13 protein-coding genes are annotated in these 18,878 nt (G+C 70.9%); 8 read left to right on the top strand and 5 right to left on the bottom strand.

Going from position 1 to position 18,878, the window contains the following annotated elements; genetic code table 11:
* The first annotated feature begins 314 nt into the window (after positions 1-314).
* A complete protein-coding gene (locus tag EP7_RS12220) occupies positions 315-1,511 on the top strand; it encodes a hypothetical protein (RefSeq protein ID WP_463528129.1) in 1,197 nt (398 codons plus the stop codon).
* Positions 1,512-1,671: 160 nt separating this feature from the next.
* Here EP7_RS12220 and EP7_RS12215 read toward each other — a convergent pair whose 3' ends face one another.
* From EP7_RS12215 to tssK, 4 genes are read right to left on the bottom strand one after another with little or no spacing between them, the layout of a single operon-like run.
* Positions 1,672-2,037, bottom strand: a complete 366-nt coding sequence (locus EP7_RS12215) for a hypothetical protein (protein WP_463528128.1) — start codon at positions 2,035-2,037, stop codon at positions 1,672-1,674.
* Between the two features lie 19 nt (positions 2,038-2,056).
* Positions 2,057-3,508 carry a type VI secretion protein IcmF/TssM N-terminal domain-containing protein gene (locus tag EP7_RS12210; RefSeq protein ID WP_463528127.1) on the bottom strand — a complete coding sequence of 484 codons (1,452 nt, stop codon included), beginning with the start codon at positions 3,506-3,508 and terminating at the stop codon, positions 2,057-2,059.
* A 36-nt stretch (positions 3,509-3,544) separates the two neighbouring features.
* A complete protein-coding gene (locus tag EP7_RS12205) occupies positions 3,545-4,180 on the bottom strand; it encodes a DotU family type IV/VI secretion system protein (RefSeq protein ID WP_463528126.1) in 636 nt (211 codons plus the stop codon).
* Positions 4,177-5,583, bottom strand: a complete 1,407-nt coding sequence (gene tssK / locus EP7_RS12200) for a type VI secretion system baseplate subunit TssK (protein ID WP_463528125.1) — start codon at positions 5,581-5,583, stop codon at positions 4,177-4,179. Before tssK ends, EP7_RS12205 begins: the two co-directional genes overlap by 4 nt.
* A 240-nt stretch (positions 5,584-5,823) precedes the next feature.
* Between tssK and EP7_RS12195 the strand changes: the two genes are divergently transcribed.
* From EP7_RS12195 to EP7_RS12170, 6 genes are all read left to right on the top strand, one after another.
* The gene (locus EP7_RS12195) at positions 5,824-10,005 is read left to right on the top strand and encodes a hypothetical protein (protein WP_463528124.1); all 4,182 of its coding nucleotides are present in this window, start codon (positions 5,824-5,826) and stop codon (positions 10,003-10,005) included.
* 128 nt (positions 10,006-10,133) lie between these two features.
* Complete coding sequence (locus EP7_RS12190) at positions 10,134-12,350, top strand: DUF1549 domain-containing protein (protein WP_463528123.1); 2,217 nt, start codon at positions 10,134-10,136, stop codon at positions 12,348-12,350.
* A 35-nt stretch (positions 12,351-12,385) separates the two neighbouring features.
* On the top strand, positions 12,386-13,714 hold the full coding sequence (locus tag EP7_RS12185; protein ID WP_463528122.1) for a DUF1501 domain-containing protein: 1,329 nt from the start codon (positions 12,386-12,388) through the stop codon (positions 13,712-13,714).
* A gap of 42 nt (positions 13,715-13,756) precedes the next feature.
* A complete protein-coding gene (locus tag EP7_RS12180; RefSeq protein ID WP_463528121.1) occupies positions 13,757-15,430 on the top strand; it encodes a PPC domain-containing protein in 1,674 nt (557 codons plus the stop codon).
* A 138-nt stretch (positions 15,431-15,568) separates the two neighbouring features.
* Entirely contained in the window at positions 15,569-15,796 is a 228-nt protein-coding gene (locus tag EP7_RS12175) for a hypothetical protein (protein ID WP_463528120.1), read from the top strand.
* A gap of 33 nt (positions 15,797-15,829) precedes the next feature.
* Positions 15,830-16,693 carry a hypothetical protein gene (locus EP7_RS12170; protein ID WP_463528119.1) on the top strand — a complete coding sequence of 288 codons (864 nt, stop codon included), beginning with the start codon at positions 15,830-15,832 and terminating at the stop codon, positions 16,691-16,693.
* 6 nt (positions 16,694-16,699) lie between these two features.
* On the opposite strand, the gene EP7_RS12165 is transcribed toward EP7_RS12170, so the two are convergent.
* Positions 16,700-17,392 carry an endonuclease III domain-containing protein gene (locus EP7_RS12165; RefSeq protein WP_463528118.1) on the bottom strand — a complete coding sequence of 231 codons (693 nt, stop codon included), beginning with the start codon at positions 17,390-17,392 and terminating at the stop codon, positions 16,700-16,702.
* Between the two features lie 104 nt (positions 17,393-17,496).
* On the opposite strand from EP7_RS12165, the gene EP7_RS12160 reads away from it, so the two are divergent.
* Complete coding sequence (locus EP7_RS12160; RefSeq protein WP_463528117.1) at positions 17,497-18,840, top strand: NAD(P)/FAD-dependent oxidoreductase; 1,344 nt, start codon at positions 17,497-17,499, stop codon at positions 18,838-18,840.
* Positions 18,841-18,878: the final 38 nt, after the last annotated feature.

The following is an 18,878-nucleotide window of genomic DNA, read 5'->3' as shown; positions in this document are numbered from 1 at the left end:
CCCCTGCACCGCCATTTCCCCGATCCAGGCCCCGAAATCGGCCAATCGATCCCGCTTGCCGCGACCCGAATGGGACAAATTCACGCCCCCCTGCGGACAGTGAGTGTCCACGTCATTCGCTGATGGGACATCGCCCTGACCCGGCCCCGGAGAAATAATCCTTCGAATTTCCAAGAAAGTAGGGAGGAGACGGGCCATTTTTCTGACTATTTCCAATAGGGACCCCTTCCGCGCGACGTCGCGCGGCAGGTAACCCCCCTCGCCGACGCCGGCGGCATCCACTGACCACGCACCAAGGGAAGCGACGCAGCCCCATGGGACCCATCGAAGTCAGCCAGAAACGAATCGACGCCAACCGCCGCAACGCCATGCGCAGCACCGGGCCGAAGACGGTTGAAGGGAAGGAAAAATCCCGCCGTAACAGCCTGATTCACGGGCTCTCGGGCGCCGGCGTCGTCGTGCCGCAGGACCAGGCCCAGGCCGTTCGCGAGCGCGCCGAGCAGTGGAACTCGTCGCTGCGGCCCATGAACGCGTTCGAGATCGGACTGGTCGAGACCATCGCCGTCGAATCGCTGCGCATCGAGCGCTGCCGCCTCGAGGAACGTCTCGCCCGCGACGCCCGGGCCCGACGCGCCACCAATTGCTGGGCCGACGAGCGCAAGGCCGAGATCGCCAGGGTCGCCCGCACGCTGCCTCGCCGGCCCGAGGAGATCGCCGCCCGCCTGAGCATCACCGCCCCGGGCTGCGACTGGATGATCGACCGCTGGCGCGCCCTGGGCCATGCGCTGGACAAGTCGGGAGCATGGACCGACGAGCAGGAGGCGCTGGCGCTCGACCTGCTCGGCGTCGAAGGCACCTTGCGCGACCTGCACACGCCGCTGGATGCGCCCGAGGGGATGACCCCGCTCGACCATCGCCAGGAACTCGTCGACGACCAGCTTGAACGGCTGCTCGGGCGCAAGGAGTCGAGCCTGGACGACCTCGAGGAAGACGGGCGCGAGGCGGCGATCATGGGCCTGACGACGGGCGACGATCGCACCCTGGTCCTGCTGCGTCGGTACGAGACGGCCAGCTTCAGGCGCATGAAATGGGCGCTCGACCTGATGCAACGGGGCCGATCCCGGCCGGCCGATCCCGCGCGATCCTCCCGATGGGACCACGACGGCCCGGCCTCGTACGGCCCCGCGTCGCCCGCCACCGAGGAGCAAATCAGGCACTGCGAGAACGCCCGCCGCAGCCGCCTCTCCTACGCCGACATGATGCCCCCCGAATTCGCAGAACGACCCCAACCCGTCGGCGCAGAACGAACCCATCCCGGGCCCGCCGCCCAGCCGGTGCACGGCCACTTCGCCAAGCTTTTGATGGGTGCGATGCCCGCCGAGGTCACCTTCGCCACGCCCGAAGCCGCCATCCCGCCCCTCGGAGCAAGCCCGGCCCCGCGCCGCGATGCCCATTCACGCCGCGCCCGCAGCCGCCGCCACGCCGCCCACGCGCAACTCATCGCCTGCTGATCGTTGGATGCCCCATCGGTCGCGACGCCCGAAAATTGGCCGGTTCTTTGACAATTCGGGGCAAAAGACCTCGGCCCAACCAGGGGCGGGGTGGGGGCATTCCGGCCTCGGCGTCGTCCAGCCCGTGAACCGGGCCAACGGATCTCATGGTCCGCCACGCTCATTTTGACGGAGGAAGTTTGTCGATTGGTTGCCACTCGACCGTTTCCGCTTTCGCATGCATCGAAGCAATCTCCTTAGCTTCTTCCACGCTTTCGGCGTCCCAGTCGAAGACCACTTCCCAGTCCCGGTCGCATTTGAACAGGTAGAACACAGCCCCCTCGGAATAGCGGCAGATCGCCATCGCAGCGACGCAAATCACGCCCGACGCACCGGGGTCCGCCCCATGGGGGATGGTGTGGAAGAGCCCCCGACGGCTTACTGCCCAATCAATCACATCCGCACCGTCGAGTTGTCTGGGAGGCGGGGAGAAATTGAGCATGATCGTTCCGCCAAGCGACCACAGATGCCGGAATGCAGACGCCATGCGAACCGGGCCGACGGATCTAGGCGTGAGTGTGTCTTCCCGCGAAGATCCGGTATCCTGCGTAGATCCAGGCGACCACCAGGGCGGCCAGCGCGGCGTACCAGAGGGGCCTGAGCCACTCGGCCTCGGCCAGGATGTAGAACCAGGCGGGGATGAGCAGGGCCAGGCCGACGCCGGCCACGACCAGGGCCAGGCGGCGGTAGCGGCGGTCGTCCTCGACGGCCTGCGTGGTCCAGCGGGCCGCGACGTGCTCGCGGATCACCCTGGCCGTCGGGCCCCTGAAGAGGCCGGCGGCGAACGCCTGGCTGCTGGGGTTGTGGCCGGTGGCGGCGAAGTAGCAGCCGCGGAACTGGACCGGGTCGACGGGCCTCATCGTCGAGAAGGCCGACTCCAGGATCGAACGCAGCCGCTTGCGGTAGCGGCGGAACTCATTGCCCAGGGTCAGCAGCTCGCCGTTGCCCAGGGAGTTCATCGGGTCGTCGGCCATCAGGCTGAGGGCCCAGCCGTCGAACCAGCCGGCCATCCAGGCCAGGCCGTCGCGGGCCAGGTCGCCGTCGAACTCGCGCGACGGGGGGACCGCGAAGCCGCATCGCCCCTGGCGCGACGCGGGCGACATCCGGGCCAAAAACTCGGCGAAGCCGGGGGCGCTCTCCATCTCGCCGAACAGGGCGAAGACCGGGCACGAGACGAGCGTGGAGCGCTCGATGGCGCGCAGGTCGTCGCGCACCGACGCCGCCCACTTCACCGAGTCGGGCTGCCCGGCCCAGCCCAGCGGCACCAGCACCACCACCCCGAGCAACGCCGGCCGATCCGGGTCGAGCGCCCGCAGCTTGTGGCAGACATCTTCCAGCCGCTGGGCCCCCGCCGAATCCCGCATCCCGAAGGCGGACGCCCCCGAGACGCTGATCAGCACCCCATCGGCCACCGCATAGGCGTGGAGCGGTGCGGGGCCTTCCGGGGCCCTGGCGAAGACCTGGAGGCCGGCCGATTCCACGAGCGACGACATCGCGTCCTCGTCGGGCGACAGGACGAGGTAGACATGCTGATCCGCGAGCTCGATCCGGGCCTGGGCCAGCCGCAGCAGGATCTCGTCCCAGGCGGCGTCGATCTCGGGGTAACGGCCGTCAACCCGCGACTCGTCGGGCTCGGCGACGCCGGACGGCCTGGAGGCGAGGATCACGCGGACGAGGAACGTGACCGAGAACAGGACCCCGAGCGCGAATGCCAGCAGCCAGGCCCAGAACCAGCCCCGGAACAGCTCGGGCAGGTCACCCAGCGACGCCGTGGCGTCCGGGAAGACGCGGGGCAGGACGACCAGGAAGAGGATGGCCAGCGAGACCGCCACCAGGCCTACGACCAGGCGCCAGGTGAGCCGGCCGCGGAACCAGGCGAACGCCAACGCCGTGCCGAGCCCCAGCGCCGTGATGATGCCGAGCGCCGTGCTGGTCAGATAGGTCTGGAAGAGATTCATGGATTACGTCGAGGCGGAAGGATGCCTCTCCTCGGGTCAGTCCCAGAGCGGGGGAGGCACGGCCAGCACGAAGCAGGCCAGGGTGAACAGCACCGACAGCGAGACCAGGATGCACGCGGCCAGCAGCGTCGACTTGCCCGGCAGGGGCCGGATCGGCTTGCCCCGGGGGGCCTCGTCGGCGAGGAACCGATCGGCCTGCGTCGACCCCGCGGCGACCCGCCCGTAGACCCGGCCCACCACCCGACGCAGCTCGTCGGGGTCGTCGGCCAGCCTGCCGCGGAAGCCCAGCGTCAGGCAGAGCAGGAAGACTTCCAGGGGGTCGACCGAGTCGAGCCGCTCGGCGCGGTCCAGCCGCTCATAGAAGGCGTCGGCCCTGATCCGGTCGCGGTAGAAGTCCCACTCCAGGATGCGCTGACGCCACTCGCCGGCGTGGGCCCAGCGCGAGTCGGTCAGGACCTCGTCAATCCAGTAGATGATGGCATGTCTGGAAAATTGATAACCTTGTGCGACTTGCGCCAGCCCCGCGGCCCGTCGGTCGGCCTCCTCGACGGCGGCGACGATCCCCCGGCGCTCGTCGTCGAGCGAGCCGGCCTCGCCCCGGTCGATGCGGCCGAGCAGGTCCACGACGTGCTGGAAGAGGGGGCCGACGACACTTGCGAAAGGTTCTGTCATGACGATTGATTGATCACGAACAGGGCGAACTGGAGGTTGGCCGCCTTGCCCCCGCCGGGGGTCGCGACCGCGAGCATCCGGTCCCCCTGGAACGCGGCCCTGGCCATGTTCATCCGCAGGGCCATCGAGGCCGTGTCGACCACGTCCTTCCAGAAGACCGCGTCGCGCTCCACCTGGTAATACACGATGCCCGACCCCGCCGGGAGCTGCCTGGGCGGCCGGGCGACCGGCACCAGCTTCAGGCCCCGCAGCGCCTGCTTGAAGATCTGCTCGACGCGTGCCGAGCTGCCCAGCTTCATGTCCATCGACCGCAGCAGCCCCTCGCACTCCTGGTCGCCCAGTTCGGTCTCCACGCCGAGGTAGAGCGTCCGCGAGCCCGCCAGCCAAGCGGGCTCGAGCGCCACCTGGAGCCGCTCGCCGGCACGCTCGAAGTAGCGCTTCTCGAAGGCGGCCGGGGCGATCGAGTCGAGTCCCAATTGAATCAGCTTGATGACACCATAGAAACAACCGCCGAGGTCTTCATGATCGTACTTGGGGAGCGCCGGGGGCCGCCGGGCCTCGGTGAAGATGGCGAGCTGGCCGACCGTCCGGCAGAGCTCGCGGAAGACCGTCAGCGGCGGCAGCCCGCGCAGGAAGGCGATCGCCTCCAGTGCCGTCAGGGCCGCGTTCAGGGCCGAGAGCTTCAGCACCCGCTCGGCGTCGCCCGGCACCTGGCTGTCCAGCGAGATCCCGCGGTCGACGACCTGCGAGGCGAGCTGGTCGACCTTCGCCCCCACCTGATGATAGAGCGACTGCACCGCGTTCCAGAGGGGCGGCCAGGCGTCCAGACGCAGCAAGGGGGGTGCATACGACGGGTCGACCTCCGGGGGCGCCTCGACCTGCGCCGACCGGGTGATCCGGGCCAGCGGCAGCACCTCGTAGCCGGTCTGGTCCTGGCCCGACAGGAGCAAGCGGGCGCGGACGCGACGCACCTGGATGGGCTGCTCGGCCCCGCCCGAATTCTCGTCGGCGACGTCCAGCTCCTCGACCCAATACCGAGGCCCGTCGGCGGTGGGGGCGGGCTGGGCATTGGCCCGGCCCGGCCTGAAGGCGGGGACGGCCAGGTAGAGCGTGACCGAGCCCGAGGCGGCCAGCGCCGACCTCAGCTCGACGGGCGCGACGTCGCAGTCCTCGGGGATCGAGACCTTGGTGCCGTCCTTGAGTCGGGCCTCGCAGCCGCGCAGCAGCGCGGTGGAGTTGCCCACGGCCTCGCGGTCGAGCTCGAACCGGCGGACGCCCCAGGCGAACGGCCCGGACCACTCTTCCGAGGTGACCAGCGCCTCGTGCGCATGGCGGTCGGCCGCCTGCATGTGGTGGGGCTGGAGGAACATTCCCTCGTGCCAGTAGACCGCCCGGTGTGCCATCGCAGCCCGCCCTGCCCCCGCGCGACCCAGCCCCGGGTCGCGACCCCTCGGCGCAGCGAGCATAGATCATCGGCCGCCCGACCTGAAGGGGCATGTCCCGATCTGGCCCATTTTGACCGGCCCGACGCCGGCCGCGAGTGTCCGCATTTGACGCCGCGGGCGTATCTCCTTCGTGGTAATATGCCGGATCAGGCCATGTCGGCCTCCCCTGCCCCTCCCGCCAACCCCGCGAGCCAGGCCATGCCGGAGACGATTTCGAGGCCCGCGCGGCGTAGGCCGCCGGCGCTGGCCGGTGCCCTGGGCCTGGGGCGGATGTCCAGGCCTCAGCTCTCGGCCCTCATCCTGGTGGCCACCGCCCTGGTGACCGCCGCGGTGCTCCTGGCCTGGATCTTGCTCTGGCTGGCCGCCTCCAGGCCGCGCGGGGGCATCGCCGGCTGGTACGTCGCCCAGAGGTCCGTCGGCGGGCCGATCGTCGGGTTCCAGGCGGCCGACCTCCGGCTGGTCAAGGGGCTGCGGCCCGCGACCGTCGACCGCTCCGAGCGCACCGACGGCGACGTGCTCGCGCCCATCGCGGCCCTGCTCGACACCAAGGGAAGCGGCCCTGTGGTGGTCTATCTCTCGGCCGCAGGGGCGGGGGTCGAGGGCAAGGCGATCCTGCTGCCGCCGGATGCCCCGGGCCTGGACGCCACGGCGCCCTCGACCGCGACGAGGGTCACCGCCGAGCGCCTCATCGACGTCTTCGCCGCCCATCCTGGCAGGGACGCCCTGCTCATCCTGGACGCCGGGCAGGTCGACAGCGACCGCGACCTGGGGGTCTACGGCAACACCTTCGCCGCCCGCCTGAAGCAGGCCGTCGCCCGCCGCGAGCTGCCCAGGCTGGCGGTGCTCTGCTCATCCGGGCCGGGCCAGTCGAGCTGGTCGACCGAGGCCGGCGGGGCCTCGGTCTTCGCCCACTTCGTCGCCAGGGGCCTTGCCGGCGAGGCCCAAGGGGCCTGGGACCCGGACAACCCCCGCCGGCTGACGGTGCGAGGCCTGGCCAGCTACGTCAGGGCCAACGTCGAGGCCTGGGTCGAGACCAACCGCCGGGCCGTCCAGACCCCCACCCTCGTCGTGGCCAGGGCCGACCTGAACTTCCCCCTGCGTGCCACGCGCAGGCCGGCGTCGGCATCGCCCCAGCCGGTCGCCGAGGCGCCCAAGGAAGGCGAAGAAGACCCGCGCGCCCGCTTCGCCTCGCAGCATGCCGCGGCCTGGGCCGCCCACGACCGCCTGGCCCTGCGCCGGCCCTATCGCTGGTCGCCTTCGCTCTGGCGGCAATATGAAGAGACGCTGATGCACATCGAGCGCCTCGACCGCGCCGGCCGGCACGACGACGCCCTGGCGCTGCTGACCACCGAGCCCGAGGCCCAGCGCCGCCGCCTGGAACAAGGCCTGAACGGCCCGCCCGTCAAGGACCCCTGGTCGCTGGCCCTGCTCCGCCGCGAGCTGCTCCAGAGTTCCATCGCCGACGGCCGCCGCGAGTTCGTCAACGGACTGACGCGCCTGGATGACCTGATGAAAGCCCTGGCCGGCGACCAGCGCCTGGACATGACCCCCGCCGAGGCCGAGCTTCCCCCCGCCCCCGCGGGAGCCCCCGCCGAGGACTTTGCGACCAAAGCTCCCGCCGAGCCCAAAGCCAAGCCCCGCGAGCCTTCGAAGGCCGACGCACCCGCCGCCAAGCCGTCCCCCAAGCCCGCCGCCGGCAAGGAAGACGCCCCCGCCAAGGCCGAAGTCGCCGCCGAGAAGGTCGCCCCGGCACCCGCACCGACACCGCCCCCGGCGCAGGACGCCAAGCCCGAGGCCGGCACGAACGACCTGGCCTCGGCCATGGCGGGGGCCCTGGCGGCCGACTCGGTGGGGGTCGACAGGCCCGACTATGTCGAGGGGCAGGCCCTGCTCTGGGCCGGAGTCTTCGCCCGGCAGTCGGGCGTGCCCGACCCCTTCCGCGGCGGCCGGTTCGAGCTCCTGTCCAGGCTCCAGCGCCTGAGGCGGCTTGCCGAGGAGGCCGCCTCGGCCGACATCAGGATTGCCCGCTGGATCGCCCCCTATGTCGATGAAGGCGATGCCTTGCGGAGGCGGGTTCAGGACGCCCTCTTCGCCGAATCCGAGCCCGACTCCGAACGCCTGGCCAGCCGCCTCGACCTGGCGCAGGCCCGCTACGGCCAGGCGCTCGACGAGGCGGCCAATCCCCGGCTGGGCGGCGGCCGTGCCCTGGGCGCGGCTCGCAGGTGCGCCCGCGCGGTCGACCTGCTCGACGAACTCCAGGCGACCCTCCCTTATTACGGCCGCTGGCGTGCCAGGCAGGCCTCGCTGCGTGGCAGGCCGCTCGACGGCGACCTCGTCACCTTGATGGCCCAGGCGGCCGAGCTCGCCCGCGCCCTGGCGGGGCCGGTCCCCGCAGCGTCCTCGAACCGCGACGGCGACGCTCCCCTGGCGGCCCTCGAAGGCAAGCTGGCCGAGATCGACCGGCTCTCGGGACGGGTCAAGGGGGCCTTCGACGCCCTGAAGAACGACTTCGCCCGCGCCGTCGAGTCGGGCCTCGGCGGGGGCTTCCGCGAGCTGGACTCCCTGCTCGCGACCCCCCTGGTCCCGGCCGAGTCGCGGTCGCTGCTGCTCAAGCGTGTCCGGTCGAGGCCCATCGCCGGCGTGCTGGCCGATGAGGCGGCCGTGGCCTCGGCGGCGGCCTCGTCGACGGCGACCGACGTGGGGACTTATGTCGGCGAGTCGATCCGAGAAAAGCTGGCCGCCCGGGGCAAGCGTGAGGACACCGGGGTGATCGCCGAGCGCATCGGCGGGTCCGGCGGGGCCCTGCCGGTCGACCCCTCGTTCTGGACGTATGCGTTGGCCCTGGCGCGTGTCGAGTGGGGCCTGCTGGAGATCGGCGGGGCGGACGCCCAGGAGCTGGCCGAGGTCGAGGCCCGCTGGAATGCCGCGGGCGCCTCGGTGGCCTCCGACCCGACCCCCGCCTTCGAGGCCCTTTCGGAGTTGCTCCGAGGCCTCCGACGGGCCCGCCTGGAGGCGTTGCGCAAGGCCGGCTCGTCGTCCCTCGACGCCCTGGCCGCGCAAGACAGGGCGGCCCGGTCGTTGCCGTCGGCCGACTCGACCTCGCTGGGGGACCGGCCGGCCCAGGCGCTCGGGCAGGCCCTCCGGCAGGCCCAGGCGATCTGGCACGCCCGGCGCCTTCTGGCCGACTTCGCCCCCGAGCACGCCCGAAGGCTGCTGCGGGCCGCCGAGGAGGCCGCGACCATCGAGCCGGCCGAGCTGGCCGAGGTTAGGCGCGAGGCCGAGGCGATGCTGGAGGCCAGGCTCTCGCTGGCCGCCACGCCGGGCGGCGGCATCCGGCTCGACTCGTGGGCGGCGAAGCCCCTGCAAGTCGCCCTGGTGGCCGAGGGCCGGGTGCCGCGCGGCGAGGCCGCCGTGCTCGTCCGGTTCGACCCGTCGAAGCCGCTGAGCCTGGCCGAGGCCGACGGCCGATCGGCCCGCGCCGCCGTCCCCGCGGCCGTCGACCCCGCGCAGGCGGGCCGGATCGAGTACACCGTCACTCGCACCGAGGCCGGCGCCGTGGCCGAGATTGTCAACCTCTCGCCGCGGGCCTTCTACCGCGGCCGGTTCTTCGGCACGGGCACCGTCGGGGCCACGCTCGAGCCGGTCAAGGAGCCGATCGCCGTCGCACTCCGCGGCATGATCGCCTCCGCCGACCAGTTCCGCGAGCACCCCGGCCAGGGGTACATGCACCCGACCAATAATCTGCAATATAAGATTGTGCTCACGGCCGAGTTCGACATGAGCGTCCGCGTGCGGACCTGGCTGGCCATGGACGGCAAGGAGGTGCCCGAGAGCTCGGCCGCCACCGACCAGGTGCTCAAGCTGACGCGAGGCAAGGAGATCCCGGTCGCAGGCCGCAAGTTCGTCGGCGCCATGGCCGGGTCCTCGGGGCGGGTTGAGAGCTCGGCCTTCCCCCTGGAGGGGGGCTTCGACAAGGCGGCCATCCTCCACCTGGAGATCACCAAGGCCCCAGGCGGCGAGACCATCACCCGGCGCCAGTATCCGTTCCGGGTCGAACGGATCCAGGAATATCTCTCCGTCAGCCAGCTCTACGACGAGTCGACCCGCTCGCTGCTGCTGAACATCACCCACCTGGCCGGCGACAAGGTGGTCGGGCCCGTCAACGTCACCGCCTGGTTCGGCAGCTACCGGGTCGAGAGCGTCACCAACCGCCCGCTCGAGCGCGGCCAATCCTGCCACGCCTTCGTGGAGCAGATCCCCCTGAACGAGCCCGAGGTCGCCTGGCGGGTCGACGTCGAGGACATCATCGCCGCCGCCAAGGGCCTCGTCAAAACCCCCGCCCCAGAGGCCCCCGCAGCCCAGGGTGCCCCCAAGCCCTAGCGAACGAATTCGTGGAGAATCTTCTACTTTTGTTGAAAGCAATCCGAAGATTGACTAGGATCAGGTTTGTCCCGCCCCCGCCTGCCCGCCCGCACCCTCGCCTTCCCCGCTCCGTCGAGGCCCCGCCCATGCGGCTTTCCAACGGTTGCACCGCGATCTCCTGGGGTATCCTCGCCCTGGTGGCAGTCGCCCCGGCACACGCCGCCGCCCCGGCCCGCGTGCCGAAGGTGACGTACGAGCAGGACGTCCTGCCGGTGCTCACCCGGTTCGGCTGCAACGCGGGGGCCTGCCACGGTAAAGCCCGGGGGCAGAACGGGTTCGCGCTTTCCCTGCTGGGGTTTGACACCGACTCGGACCATGCCGCCATCACCCGCGAAGGGCGCGGCCGGCGGGTCTTCCCCGCCGAGCCCGGCCAGAGCCTGCTGCTGCTGAAGGCCGCCGCGCTCGTGCCTCATGGCGGCGGCCGGAAGATCGATCCGGGCAGCCCGCCGTTCGAGATGCTGCGGGCCTGGATCGCCGACGGCACGCCCAGGGCACCGGCCGACGCCCCCAAGCTCGCGAAGATCACCGTCAGCCCCGCCGAGAAGAGCCTGGAAGCCGGCGCCACCGTCCCGCTGGCCGTGACCGCCCACTACTCCGACGGCACCACGGCCGACGTCACCGCGATGGCCGCCTACCAGTCGAACGAGGCGGCCGTCGTCGCCGTCGACGACAGCGGGACCATCAAGGCCGGCACCCTGCCCGGCGAGGCCGCCATCACGGCGCGTTATCTCGGGTCGTTCGCCACCTGCGACGTCTCGATCCCGCTGCCCGGCGACGTCCCCGCGTCGACGTATGAGTCATTGCCGAGGCGGAACTTCATCGACGGCCTGGTCTGGGCGAAGCTGCAGAAGCTCGGACTGACCCCCTCGGCCAGGGCCGGCGACGCCACCTTCCAGCGGCGGGCCTATCTCGACGTGATCGGCCGGCTGCCGACGCCCGACGAGACCCGAGCGTTCCTGGCCAGCACCGACCCCGACCGCCGCGCGACGCTGGTCGACGCCCTGCTCGACCGCCCCGAGTATGCCGACCACTGGGCGAACAAGTGGGTCGACCTGCTGCGGCCCAACCCCTACCGGGTCGGCATGAAGGCGGTCATGAGCCTGGACGGGTTCGTCCGCGAGGCCTTCCGCGACAACTGGCCTTATGACCGGTTCGTCCGCGAGATCGTCGCGGCCAAGGGGAGCACGTTCACCAACGGCGCGGCGGTGGTCTTCCGCGACCGTCGCGAGCCCGAGGAGCTGACCACCACGGTCACCCAGCTCTTCCTGGGCATCCGGATGGAATGCGCCAAGTGCCACCACCACCCGTTCGAGTCGTGGGGCCAGGAGCAGTTCTACGAGTTCGCCGCCTTCTTCGCCAAGGTCGGCCGCAAGGGCGTCGGCCTCTCGCCGCCGATCTCGGGGGGCGAGGAAATCGTCGTCGCCGGCAAGACGGGCGACGTGAAGCACCCGCTGACCGGCAAGCCGCTGGAGGCCAAGCCCCTCTTCGGCAAGTCTCCCGAGTCGGCGAGCGAAGACGGCGGCGACGCCGACCCGCGCGAGGCCCTGGCCGCCTGGGTCACGGCCCGCGACAACCCCTACTTCGGCCGCGTGATCGTCAACCGGATCTGGGCCGACCTGATGGGCCGTGGGATTGTTGACCCGGTGGACGACCTGCGTGCCACCAACCCGCCGAGCAACGGGCCGCTGCTGGACGCCTTGGCCGAGGACTTCCGCGAGCACGGGTGCGACCTCAAGCACACGATCCGGACCATCATGAACTCGGCCGTCTACGGGCTGTCGTCGGAGCCCAACGACCGGAACATCGGCGACATCAGGAACTACTCGCGGCACTACCGCCAGCGGTTGCGGGCCGAGAGCCTGCTCGATGCCATCGTGGACGTGACGCAGGTCCCCGAGTCGTTCGACGCGGCCCCCGCCGGCACCAGCGCCGCGGCGATCTGGACGCATCGGAGCCCCTCGCTGTTCCTCGACACCTTCGGCCGGCCCGACCCCAACCAGGACCCCCCCTGCGAGCGCACGCCCGACACGTCGGTGGTGCAGGCCCTGCACCTGATGAACTCGCCGGCCCTGAACGCCAAGATCTCGGACGACGCGGGCCGCGCCGCCGCGCTGGCCGCCACCGACAAGACGCCGGAAGCGATCATCGAAGAACTCTATCTGCTGACGCTCAGCCGCAAGCCCACGCCCGAGGAGGTGAGCGAGAGCCGCTCCGCCTTCGACGGCTCGGCGACGCGGCGGCTGGCGACCGAAGACTTGCTCTGGGCCCTGTTCAACTCGGCCGAATTCGTCTTCAAGGACTGACGCTTCGACGCCAACGCTCGAAGGGAGCGACCGACATGGCCCTGCACACCAACTGCGAGTCGATGACGCGCCGAGACGGACTCCGCCTGGGGCTGGGCACCATGCTCGGCGGCGGCTTCATCGACGCCCTGCGCCTGCGCGGGCAGGCGGCGATGGCCGGATCGGCCGCCGCGAAACCGACGAGCTGTATCCTGATCTGGCTCGATGGCGGGCCGAGCCACTACGAGACGTTCGACCCCAAGCCGGGGGCCCCCTCGGAGATCCGCGGCAGCTTCGACCCGATCGCCACCAAGGTGCCGGGGATGTTCTTCTCGAAGAACATGACGAAGATGGCCGCCATCGCCGACAAGCTCGCGGTGGTCCGGTCGATCCGCCACGACCAGGGGAACCACGGCGCGGGCAACCACTACATGATGACCGGCGCGCCCACGCGTATCCCGGTCGGCTGCGGGGCCTTCGTCAGCTTCCACCCCAGCCTGGGGAGCGTCGTGGCCAGCGAGCGCGGGGCCGTCGGCGGCCTGCCCCCTTACTTCTCGATCCCGCAGATGTCCCGATCAGGCGGGCCCAACTTCCTGGGGGCCAAGTACGCCCCGTTCGTGGTGCCCGACAACCCGGCCCGCGAGAACTTCCGCGTCCGCGACGTCGCCCCGCCGCGCGAGCTGGCCGTCGACCGGTTCGACCGCAGGCGCGACCTGAAGTCGCGAGTCGACCGCTTCCGCCGGTTCGCCGACCGGTCCGCGGGCGACCCCGCCGTGGCGCTGGATGACTACTACGAGCAAGGCTACGACCTGATGTCGTCGAAGCAGGCCCAGGCCGCGTTCGACATCCACGCCGAGCCCGCCTCGGTGCGCGACGCCTACGGCCGCAACCCCCTGGGCCAGCGCTGCCTGCTGGCCAGGCGGCTGGTCGAGGCCGGCGTCCCGTTCGTCACCCTGTACGACGGCGGCTGGGACCATCACACCAACATCTTCGACGGCCTGGACAAGAAGCTCCCGCCGGTGGACAACGCCGTGGCCGCCCTGATCGAGGACCTCGACCGCCGGGGCCAGCTCGACTCGACCCTGGTCGTCGTGCTGGGCGAGTTCGGCCGCACCCCCAAGATCAACAAGGACGGCGGACGCGACCACTGGTCGAACGCCATGTCGGTGGTCTTCGCCGGCTGCGGCACGCCCGGCGGCCAGGTGATCGGGGCGACCGACGTGCGCGGGTACGCGGCGGTCGACCGGATCCTGGCCCCCGAGAATTTCGCCTCGACGGTGTACACCAAGCTGGGGATCGACCCCGGCAAGATCCTGCACGCCCCCAACGGCCGGCCGGTCCACCTGGTCAGCGACCCGACGCCGATCAAGGAGCTGATGGGCTGACCCCGGGCGTCTCGATGCCCGTTCCCCCGAGGATGCACCCCGTTGCTCTGGATTCGCTCGATCGCCCTCATCACCGTGCTGGCCGCCCCCGCCTGGGCCGGTCCGCCCGCCTACGACCGGCTCTTCCCGCCGGGCGGCCGGCGCGGCACGACCGTGGCCGTGAAGGCCGAGGGAACCTTCGCCTCATGGCCCCTGAAGCCCTGGATCAGCGGCAAGGGGATCGAGATCGTCCCTCGCGCGGGCAAGGGGGAACTCTCATTCAAGATCGCCGACGATGCCGCGCCCGGGCTCCGATGGGTCCGGCTGATCGGCGTGGAGGGGGCAGGCCCGCTCCGCCCGTTCGTGGTCGGCACGCTGCCGGAGCTGGGCGAGGTCGAGCCCAACGACGGGCCGAAGGCCTGGCAGGCGGTCGACGGGCCGGCCGCGGTCATCAACGGACGCCTGTCCAAGAATGACGACGTGGACGGCTACGCGGTCGACCTGAAGCGAGGTCAGACCCTGGTCGCGGCGGTCGAGGCCAATGGCCGGCTGGGCTCGCCGATGGACGGGGTCTTGCAGGTGGTCTCGCCCGCCGGGTTCGTGCTGGCCCAGGTGGACGACGCCCCCGACCGCGACCCGAAGATCGTCTTCAAGGCCCCCGCCGACGGCCGCTACGTCGTCCGCCTGTTCGCGTTCCCTGCCATCCCCGGCCAGCGCATCGGCTTCGAAGGGGGACCCGGGTTCGTCTATCGCCTGACGCTGACCACCGCCGGCTACGTCGATCATGCCTCGCCGTCGGCCGTGGCACGCGGATCGGCGGCCGAGGTCGACATCATCGGCTGGAACCTGCCCGACGAGGCCAGGCGGCTGGCCGCCCCGGCCGACGGACCCGACGATCTGACCGAACTCTTTCACGCGGCGCTGGGCAACACGACCTCGGTGCGGATCCCGCCGGCAGGGTTCGCCGTGGTCCTCGAGGTCGAGCCCAACGACCTGAAGCACCCGCAGCGGCTGACGCCCCCGGCGGTCGTCGGCGGGCACGTCGACCCGGCCCGCGATGTTGACACATATGAAGTTGTGCTCAAGCAAGGGGAGAAGCTGGCCATCCGGGTCGAGTCGAGGTCGCTGGGAAGGCCCCTGGATGGCGGCCTGCGCGTGACCGACGGCAAGGGGACCGTGCTGGCCGAGTCGGACGACGTGGGGGGCCGGCGCGAGACGAGCCCCGACGCGCGCGACCCCCGGCTCGACTTCACCGCGCCGGCCGACGGCCCCTACCGGATCGCGGTGCGCGACGTCTACGCCCACGGCGGCCCGGGCCACGCCTACCTGCTGACCGTCGGCCCTCCCCGGCCCGAGGTCCGCCTGACCCTGAAGGACGACACTCTCGCGATCGGCCCCGGCAAGCCGAAGGTCGTGACCGTCGCCGTCCAGCGGCTGGCGGAGTTCAGCGAGGCGGTCGAGGTCTCCTTCGAGGGGCTGCCGGCGACGGTGACGTGTGCGGCGGTCGTCTCGGACCCCAAGGGGCCGACCGCCAAGTCGGTCGACCTGACGCTCAAGAGCGAGGGGGCGGACACCTGGTCGGGGCCCATCCGGGTGGTCGGCAAGACGAAGTCGGGGGCCTTCACGACGGCCACGGTCGACCTGGCCGGATACGAGGATGCGCGGACGTCCGACCTCTGGCTGAACCAGCTCAGGGTCGCCCCGCCCGACCCGCCGGCGGCCCCCGCCGCCAAGTGAAAGTCGGCTTACTGTTGAGTCTGGTCGCCGCTTGCTCTGGCCGATACAATCGGTACGGATGCACGACCGGGTAGCGACCCTCAAGACCTTCGCGTCACGGGGCCGTCCCACGGATTGCCGGCGAGGGAGCGACCGACCATGGCGAAGCTGCGATTGCTGAAGACCGGTCACGGCGACCTCTGCCTGGCCGAGTGGGACACAGCCCGGCCCGAGACCATCACCGAGGCCGCCGGCGCGTTCGCCGAGCACTTCACCCCCGGGCGCCTGGCCTTCCGGCTCGACGGGCCGGGCCGGACCTCGCCGATCAAGGCGTTCGACGCCACCGCCCCGGAAATCTTGCTGGTCCCGGCCATTCAGGGGGGCTGAGCCGTTGCTCGCCCATATGTCGGATCAACTTCCATGATTCGGACCGGCTACCTGAGGTGGGAGATCGACGTCGTCGACGCCCGCAGCGCCGTCGACCTCCAGGCGCGCGAGGTCACCTTCCGGGCCAGGCCCAGCTACCGCATCGTCCGGGTGAAGAACCAGGGGCACCAGCAGGCGGCCGAGAAGTTCCTCCGCGGCGAAGAGACGTATGACTCGGTGATGCGCACCCTGCACAAGGACGGCGCCGAGACCGACGTGGTCGTCCCCGATGTCGGCCCGCGTGCCTTCCGGTACGACGAGGCCGATCGCGCCAAGACCCCCCGTTTCTGGATGACCAAGCTCCAGCGCGAGGCCAACGCCTTCGCCCACGAGGTCGTCCACGCCGCGGCCAGCTTCCCGCAGCTCGTCATCGCCAGCGCGGCCCTGCGCGCCGGCTACGCGCGGCTGGTGGAGTGGGAGATCTTCCGCGTCATCGAGGGGAGGAGCACCCCCGCGCCGACTCACGAGGACGAGCCGATGAAGCTGGACTCTGGCGCCTACCAGGCCGGCGTCCCCGAGCTGGTCGCCGCCGAGCTGGTGCGCGACGTGGTGACCGCCAAGGAGTTCGACGAATTCTGCCGGCTCGACCGGGTGACGGTGCTGAGCAACGGCAAATACTACCGGATCCCGCGCCGGCCGCACGGCCTGATCGAGGTCTGGGACGCCAAGACGCATCGGGCCGAGAGCCGCCTGTGCGTCGTATTCCAGGACCCCGGGATGCCCCCCTCCGACGAGGTGGTGATGAAGTACCTGCTGGCCAAGCATCAGCCCGAGATGCTGGCGCAGGTGGGCATCAAGTTCGCCCCCCCCGCCGGCCGGTTCGACGCCGAGCCCGTGCGCCGCTGGAACCGCGACTGAGGCCCGTCAGCGCGACTGCGTCACGCCGACCCGCCTGCACATCGACCGCAACACGCAGGACGAGCACGCGGGGAGCGTCCCCGTGCAGATGTGCTTACCGAAGGGGACGAGGCGCTCGTTGATCTCGATCCAGTAGCGTTCGGGCAGGATTTCGAGCAGCGCCGCGGCGGTCTGCTCGGGCGTCTTCGTGGCGACGTAGCCCCAGCGATTGGTGACCCGATGGACGTGGATGTCGACGGCCAGGGCGGGCCGGCCGAAGCCGACGGCGAGCGTCAGGGCGGCGATCTTGGGGCCCACGCCGCGGAAGGCCATCAGCCCCTCGGCGGTGTCCGGGACGACGCCGCCGTGGTCCTCGACGATCCTGCGGGAGAACTCGATCAGGTCGCGGGCCTTGGGCTCGGGGAAGCCGGCGCCGGTCAGGAGCCCGACGAGGGTGGCGTGGTCCATCGCGGCCATCGCCCGAGGAGTTCTGGCCACCTCGAAAAGCCTCAGGCAGATGGCCAGGGTCACCTCGTCGCGGGTCCTGGCCGAGATCAGGCTACCGACGAGCTGCTCGAACGGCGTGCCGTAGCCCCGGTCGCGCAGGTCGAACATCGCCGCCTTGGCGTAGGGGGCGACGGCCTTGCGGAGGCGGCGGAAGACCTCGTCGATGTCGAACGGCTCGTCGGGCTCGGTCTCGGGCTGGGTGGTCGGCGTCATGCATGGTCCTTGCAGCAAACGGGGCGCCCGATTTGCAACGCTGGACCGGGGATGGCACGATGGGCGGCCTTGAATTGTCGGTGACACGAGGAGTCGGCCGGGCGATGGCGAAAACGAGCGGACCCTTGCCTCGCGTCATCATCGTCGGCGGCGGATTCGGTGGGATCGCGGCGGCCAAGGCGCTGGCGCGGCAGCCGGTCGACGTGGTGCTGCTCGATCAGCGCAACTACCACCTCTTCCAGCCCCTGCTGTACCAGGTGGCCACCGCGGCGCTGTCGCCGGCCGACATCGCATCGCCGATCCGGCATATCCTGAGCGGTCAGCGCAACTGCCGAGTCGTGATGGCCCGCGTCGAGGGGGTGGACACCGCCCGGGGCGTGGTCGACGCGGGCGGTTCCGAGGTCGAATACGACTGGCTGATCCTGGCCGCGGGGGCCACGCATTCTTACTTCGGCAATCGCCAGTGGGAAGAGTTCGCCCCCGGCCTGAAGACGCTCGAAGACGCCACCGAGATCCGCAAGCGGATCCTGCTCGCCTTCGAGAGCGCCGAATATGAGGGGAGCGAGGAGGAACGCCGCGCCGCCCTGACGTTCGCGATCGTCGGCGGCGGCCCGACGGGGGTCGAGCTGGCCGGCGCGATCAAGGAGATCGCCGCGCAGTCGATCCCGGCGGACTTCCGCAACATCGACACGGGGACGACCCGCGTGGTCCTGTTCCAGGGGGCCGACCGCCTGCTGCCCGGCTTCGCCGCCGACCTGGGCGATCGCGCCAAACGCGACCTGGAGAAGATTGGCATCGAGGTCAGGTTGAACGCCAGGGTGACCGACATCAACGCCCGTGGGGTGACGGTCGGGGACGAGTTCCTGCCCGTGCGCAACGTGATCTGGGCGGCCGGGGTGCAGGCCAACCCGCTGGCCCGTTCCCTGGGAGTTCCCCTGGATCAATCGGGCCGGGTCCTGGTGAACCCCGACCTGACCGTCCCGGGCGCGCCCAGGGTCTTCGTCGTGGGCGACCTGGCCGCCGTCAATTCGGCCAACGACGGCAAGCCGGTGCCCGGGGTTGCCCAGGGGGCGATCCAGATGGGCCGGTATGCGGGCGAGATCATCGCCGCCGAGGTGAAGGCCGGGACCGAACGCCCGCGCAAGCCGTTCTCGTACTGGGACAAGGGATCGATGGCGACGATCGGCAAGGGGCGCGCGGTGGCCGAAATCGGGCGGTTTCACCTCGGCGGCCTGATCGCCTGGCTGCTCTGGGCCCTGATTCACGTCGCCTTCCTGGTCAACTTCCGCAACAAGCTGGCGGTGCTCTGGAACTGGGCCTGGCAGATGCTGACCTCCGCGCGGGGGGCTCGCCTGATCACTGGCACCGCGGCCATCTCGGTCAAGCTTCCCCTGCCCGACGACCGGGTCCATGCGCGGGCCGGCGACGAAGCGGGGCGTTCTCTTTGAGGGTTGGCGACGTGAAGAGATGCGTGGGAACGGTCGCT

The organism is Isosphaeraceae bacterium EP7, from assembly GCA_038400315.1.
In the GTDB taxonomy this organism is placed as follows: Bacteria; Planctomycetota; Planctomycetia; order Isosphaerales; family Isosphaeraceae; genus EP7.
Note: the sequence above shows the minus strand (reverse complement) of the source record. Positions and strands in the feature narration are given on the sequence as shown.

Excerpts from the sequence above, each read along its gene's own strand:
- EP7_RS12220 (WP_463528129.1), top strand. The coding sequence starts at position 315 with ATGGGACCCATCGAAGTCAGCCAGAAACGAATCGACGCCAACCGCCGC.
- EP7_RS12215 (WP_463528128.1), bottom strand. The coding sequence starts at position 2,037 with ATGGCGTCTGCATTCCGGCATCTGTGGTCGCTTGGCGGAACGATCATG.
- EP7_RS12210 (WP_463528127.1), bottom strand. The coding sequence starts at position 3,508 with ATGAATCTCTTCCAGACCTATCTGACCAGCACGGCGCTCGGCATCATC.
- EP7_RS12205 (WP_463528126.1), bottom strand. The coding sequence starts at position 4,180 with ATGACAGAACCTTTCGCAAGTGTCGTCGGCCCCCTCTTCCAGCACGTC.
- tssK (WP_463528125.1), bottom strand. The coding sequence starts at position 5,583 with ATGGCACACCGGGCGGTCTACTGGCACGAGGGAATGTTCCTCCAGCCC.
- EP7_RS12195 (WP_463528124.1), top strand. The coding sequence starts at position 5,824 with ATGCCGGAGACGATTTCGAGGCCCGCGCGGCGTAGGCCGCCGGCGCTG.
- EP7_RS12190 (WP_463528123.1), top strand. The coding sequence starts at position 10,134 with ATGCGGCTTTCCAACGGTTGCACCGCGATCTCCTGGGGTATCCTCGCC.
- EP7_RS12185 (WP_463528122.1), top strand. The coding sequence starts at position 12,386 with ATGGCCCTGCACACCAACTGCGAGTCGATGACGCGCCGAGACGGACTC.
- EP7_RS12175 (WP_463528120.1), top strand. The coding sequence starts at position 15,569 with ATGGCGAAGCTGCGATTGCTGAAGACCGGTCACGGCGACCTCTGCCTG.
- EP7_RS12170 (WP_463528119.1), top strand. The coding sequence starts at position 15,830 with ATGATTCGGACCGGCTACCTGAGGTGGGAGATCGACGTCGTCGACGCC.
- EP7_RS12165 (WP_463528118.1), bottom strand. The coding sequence starts at position 17,392 with ATGACGCCGACCACCCAGCCCGAGACCGAGCCCGACGAGCCGTTCGAC.
- EP7_RS12160 (WP_463528117.1), top strand. The coding sequence starts at position 17,497 with ATGGCGAAAACGAGCGGACCCTTGCCTCGCGTCATCATCGTCGGCGGC.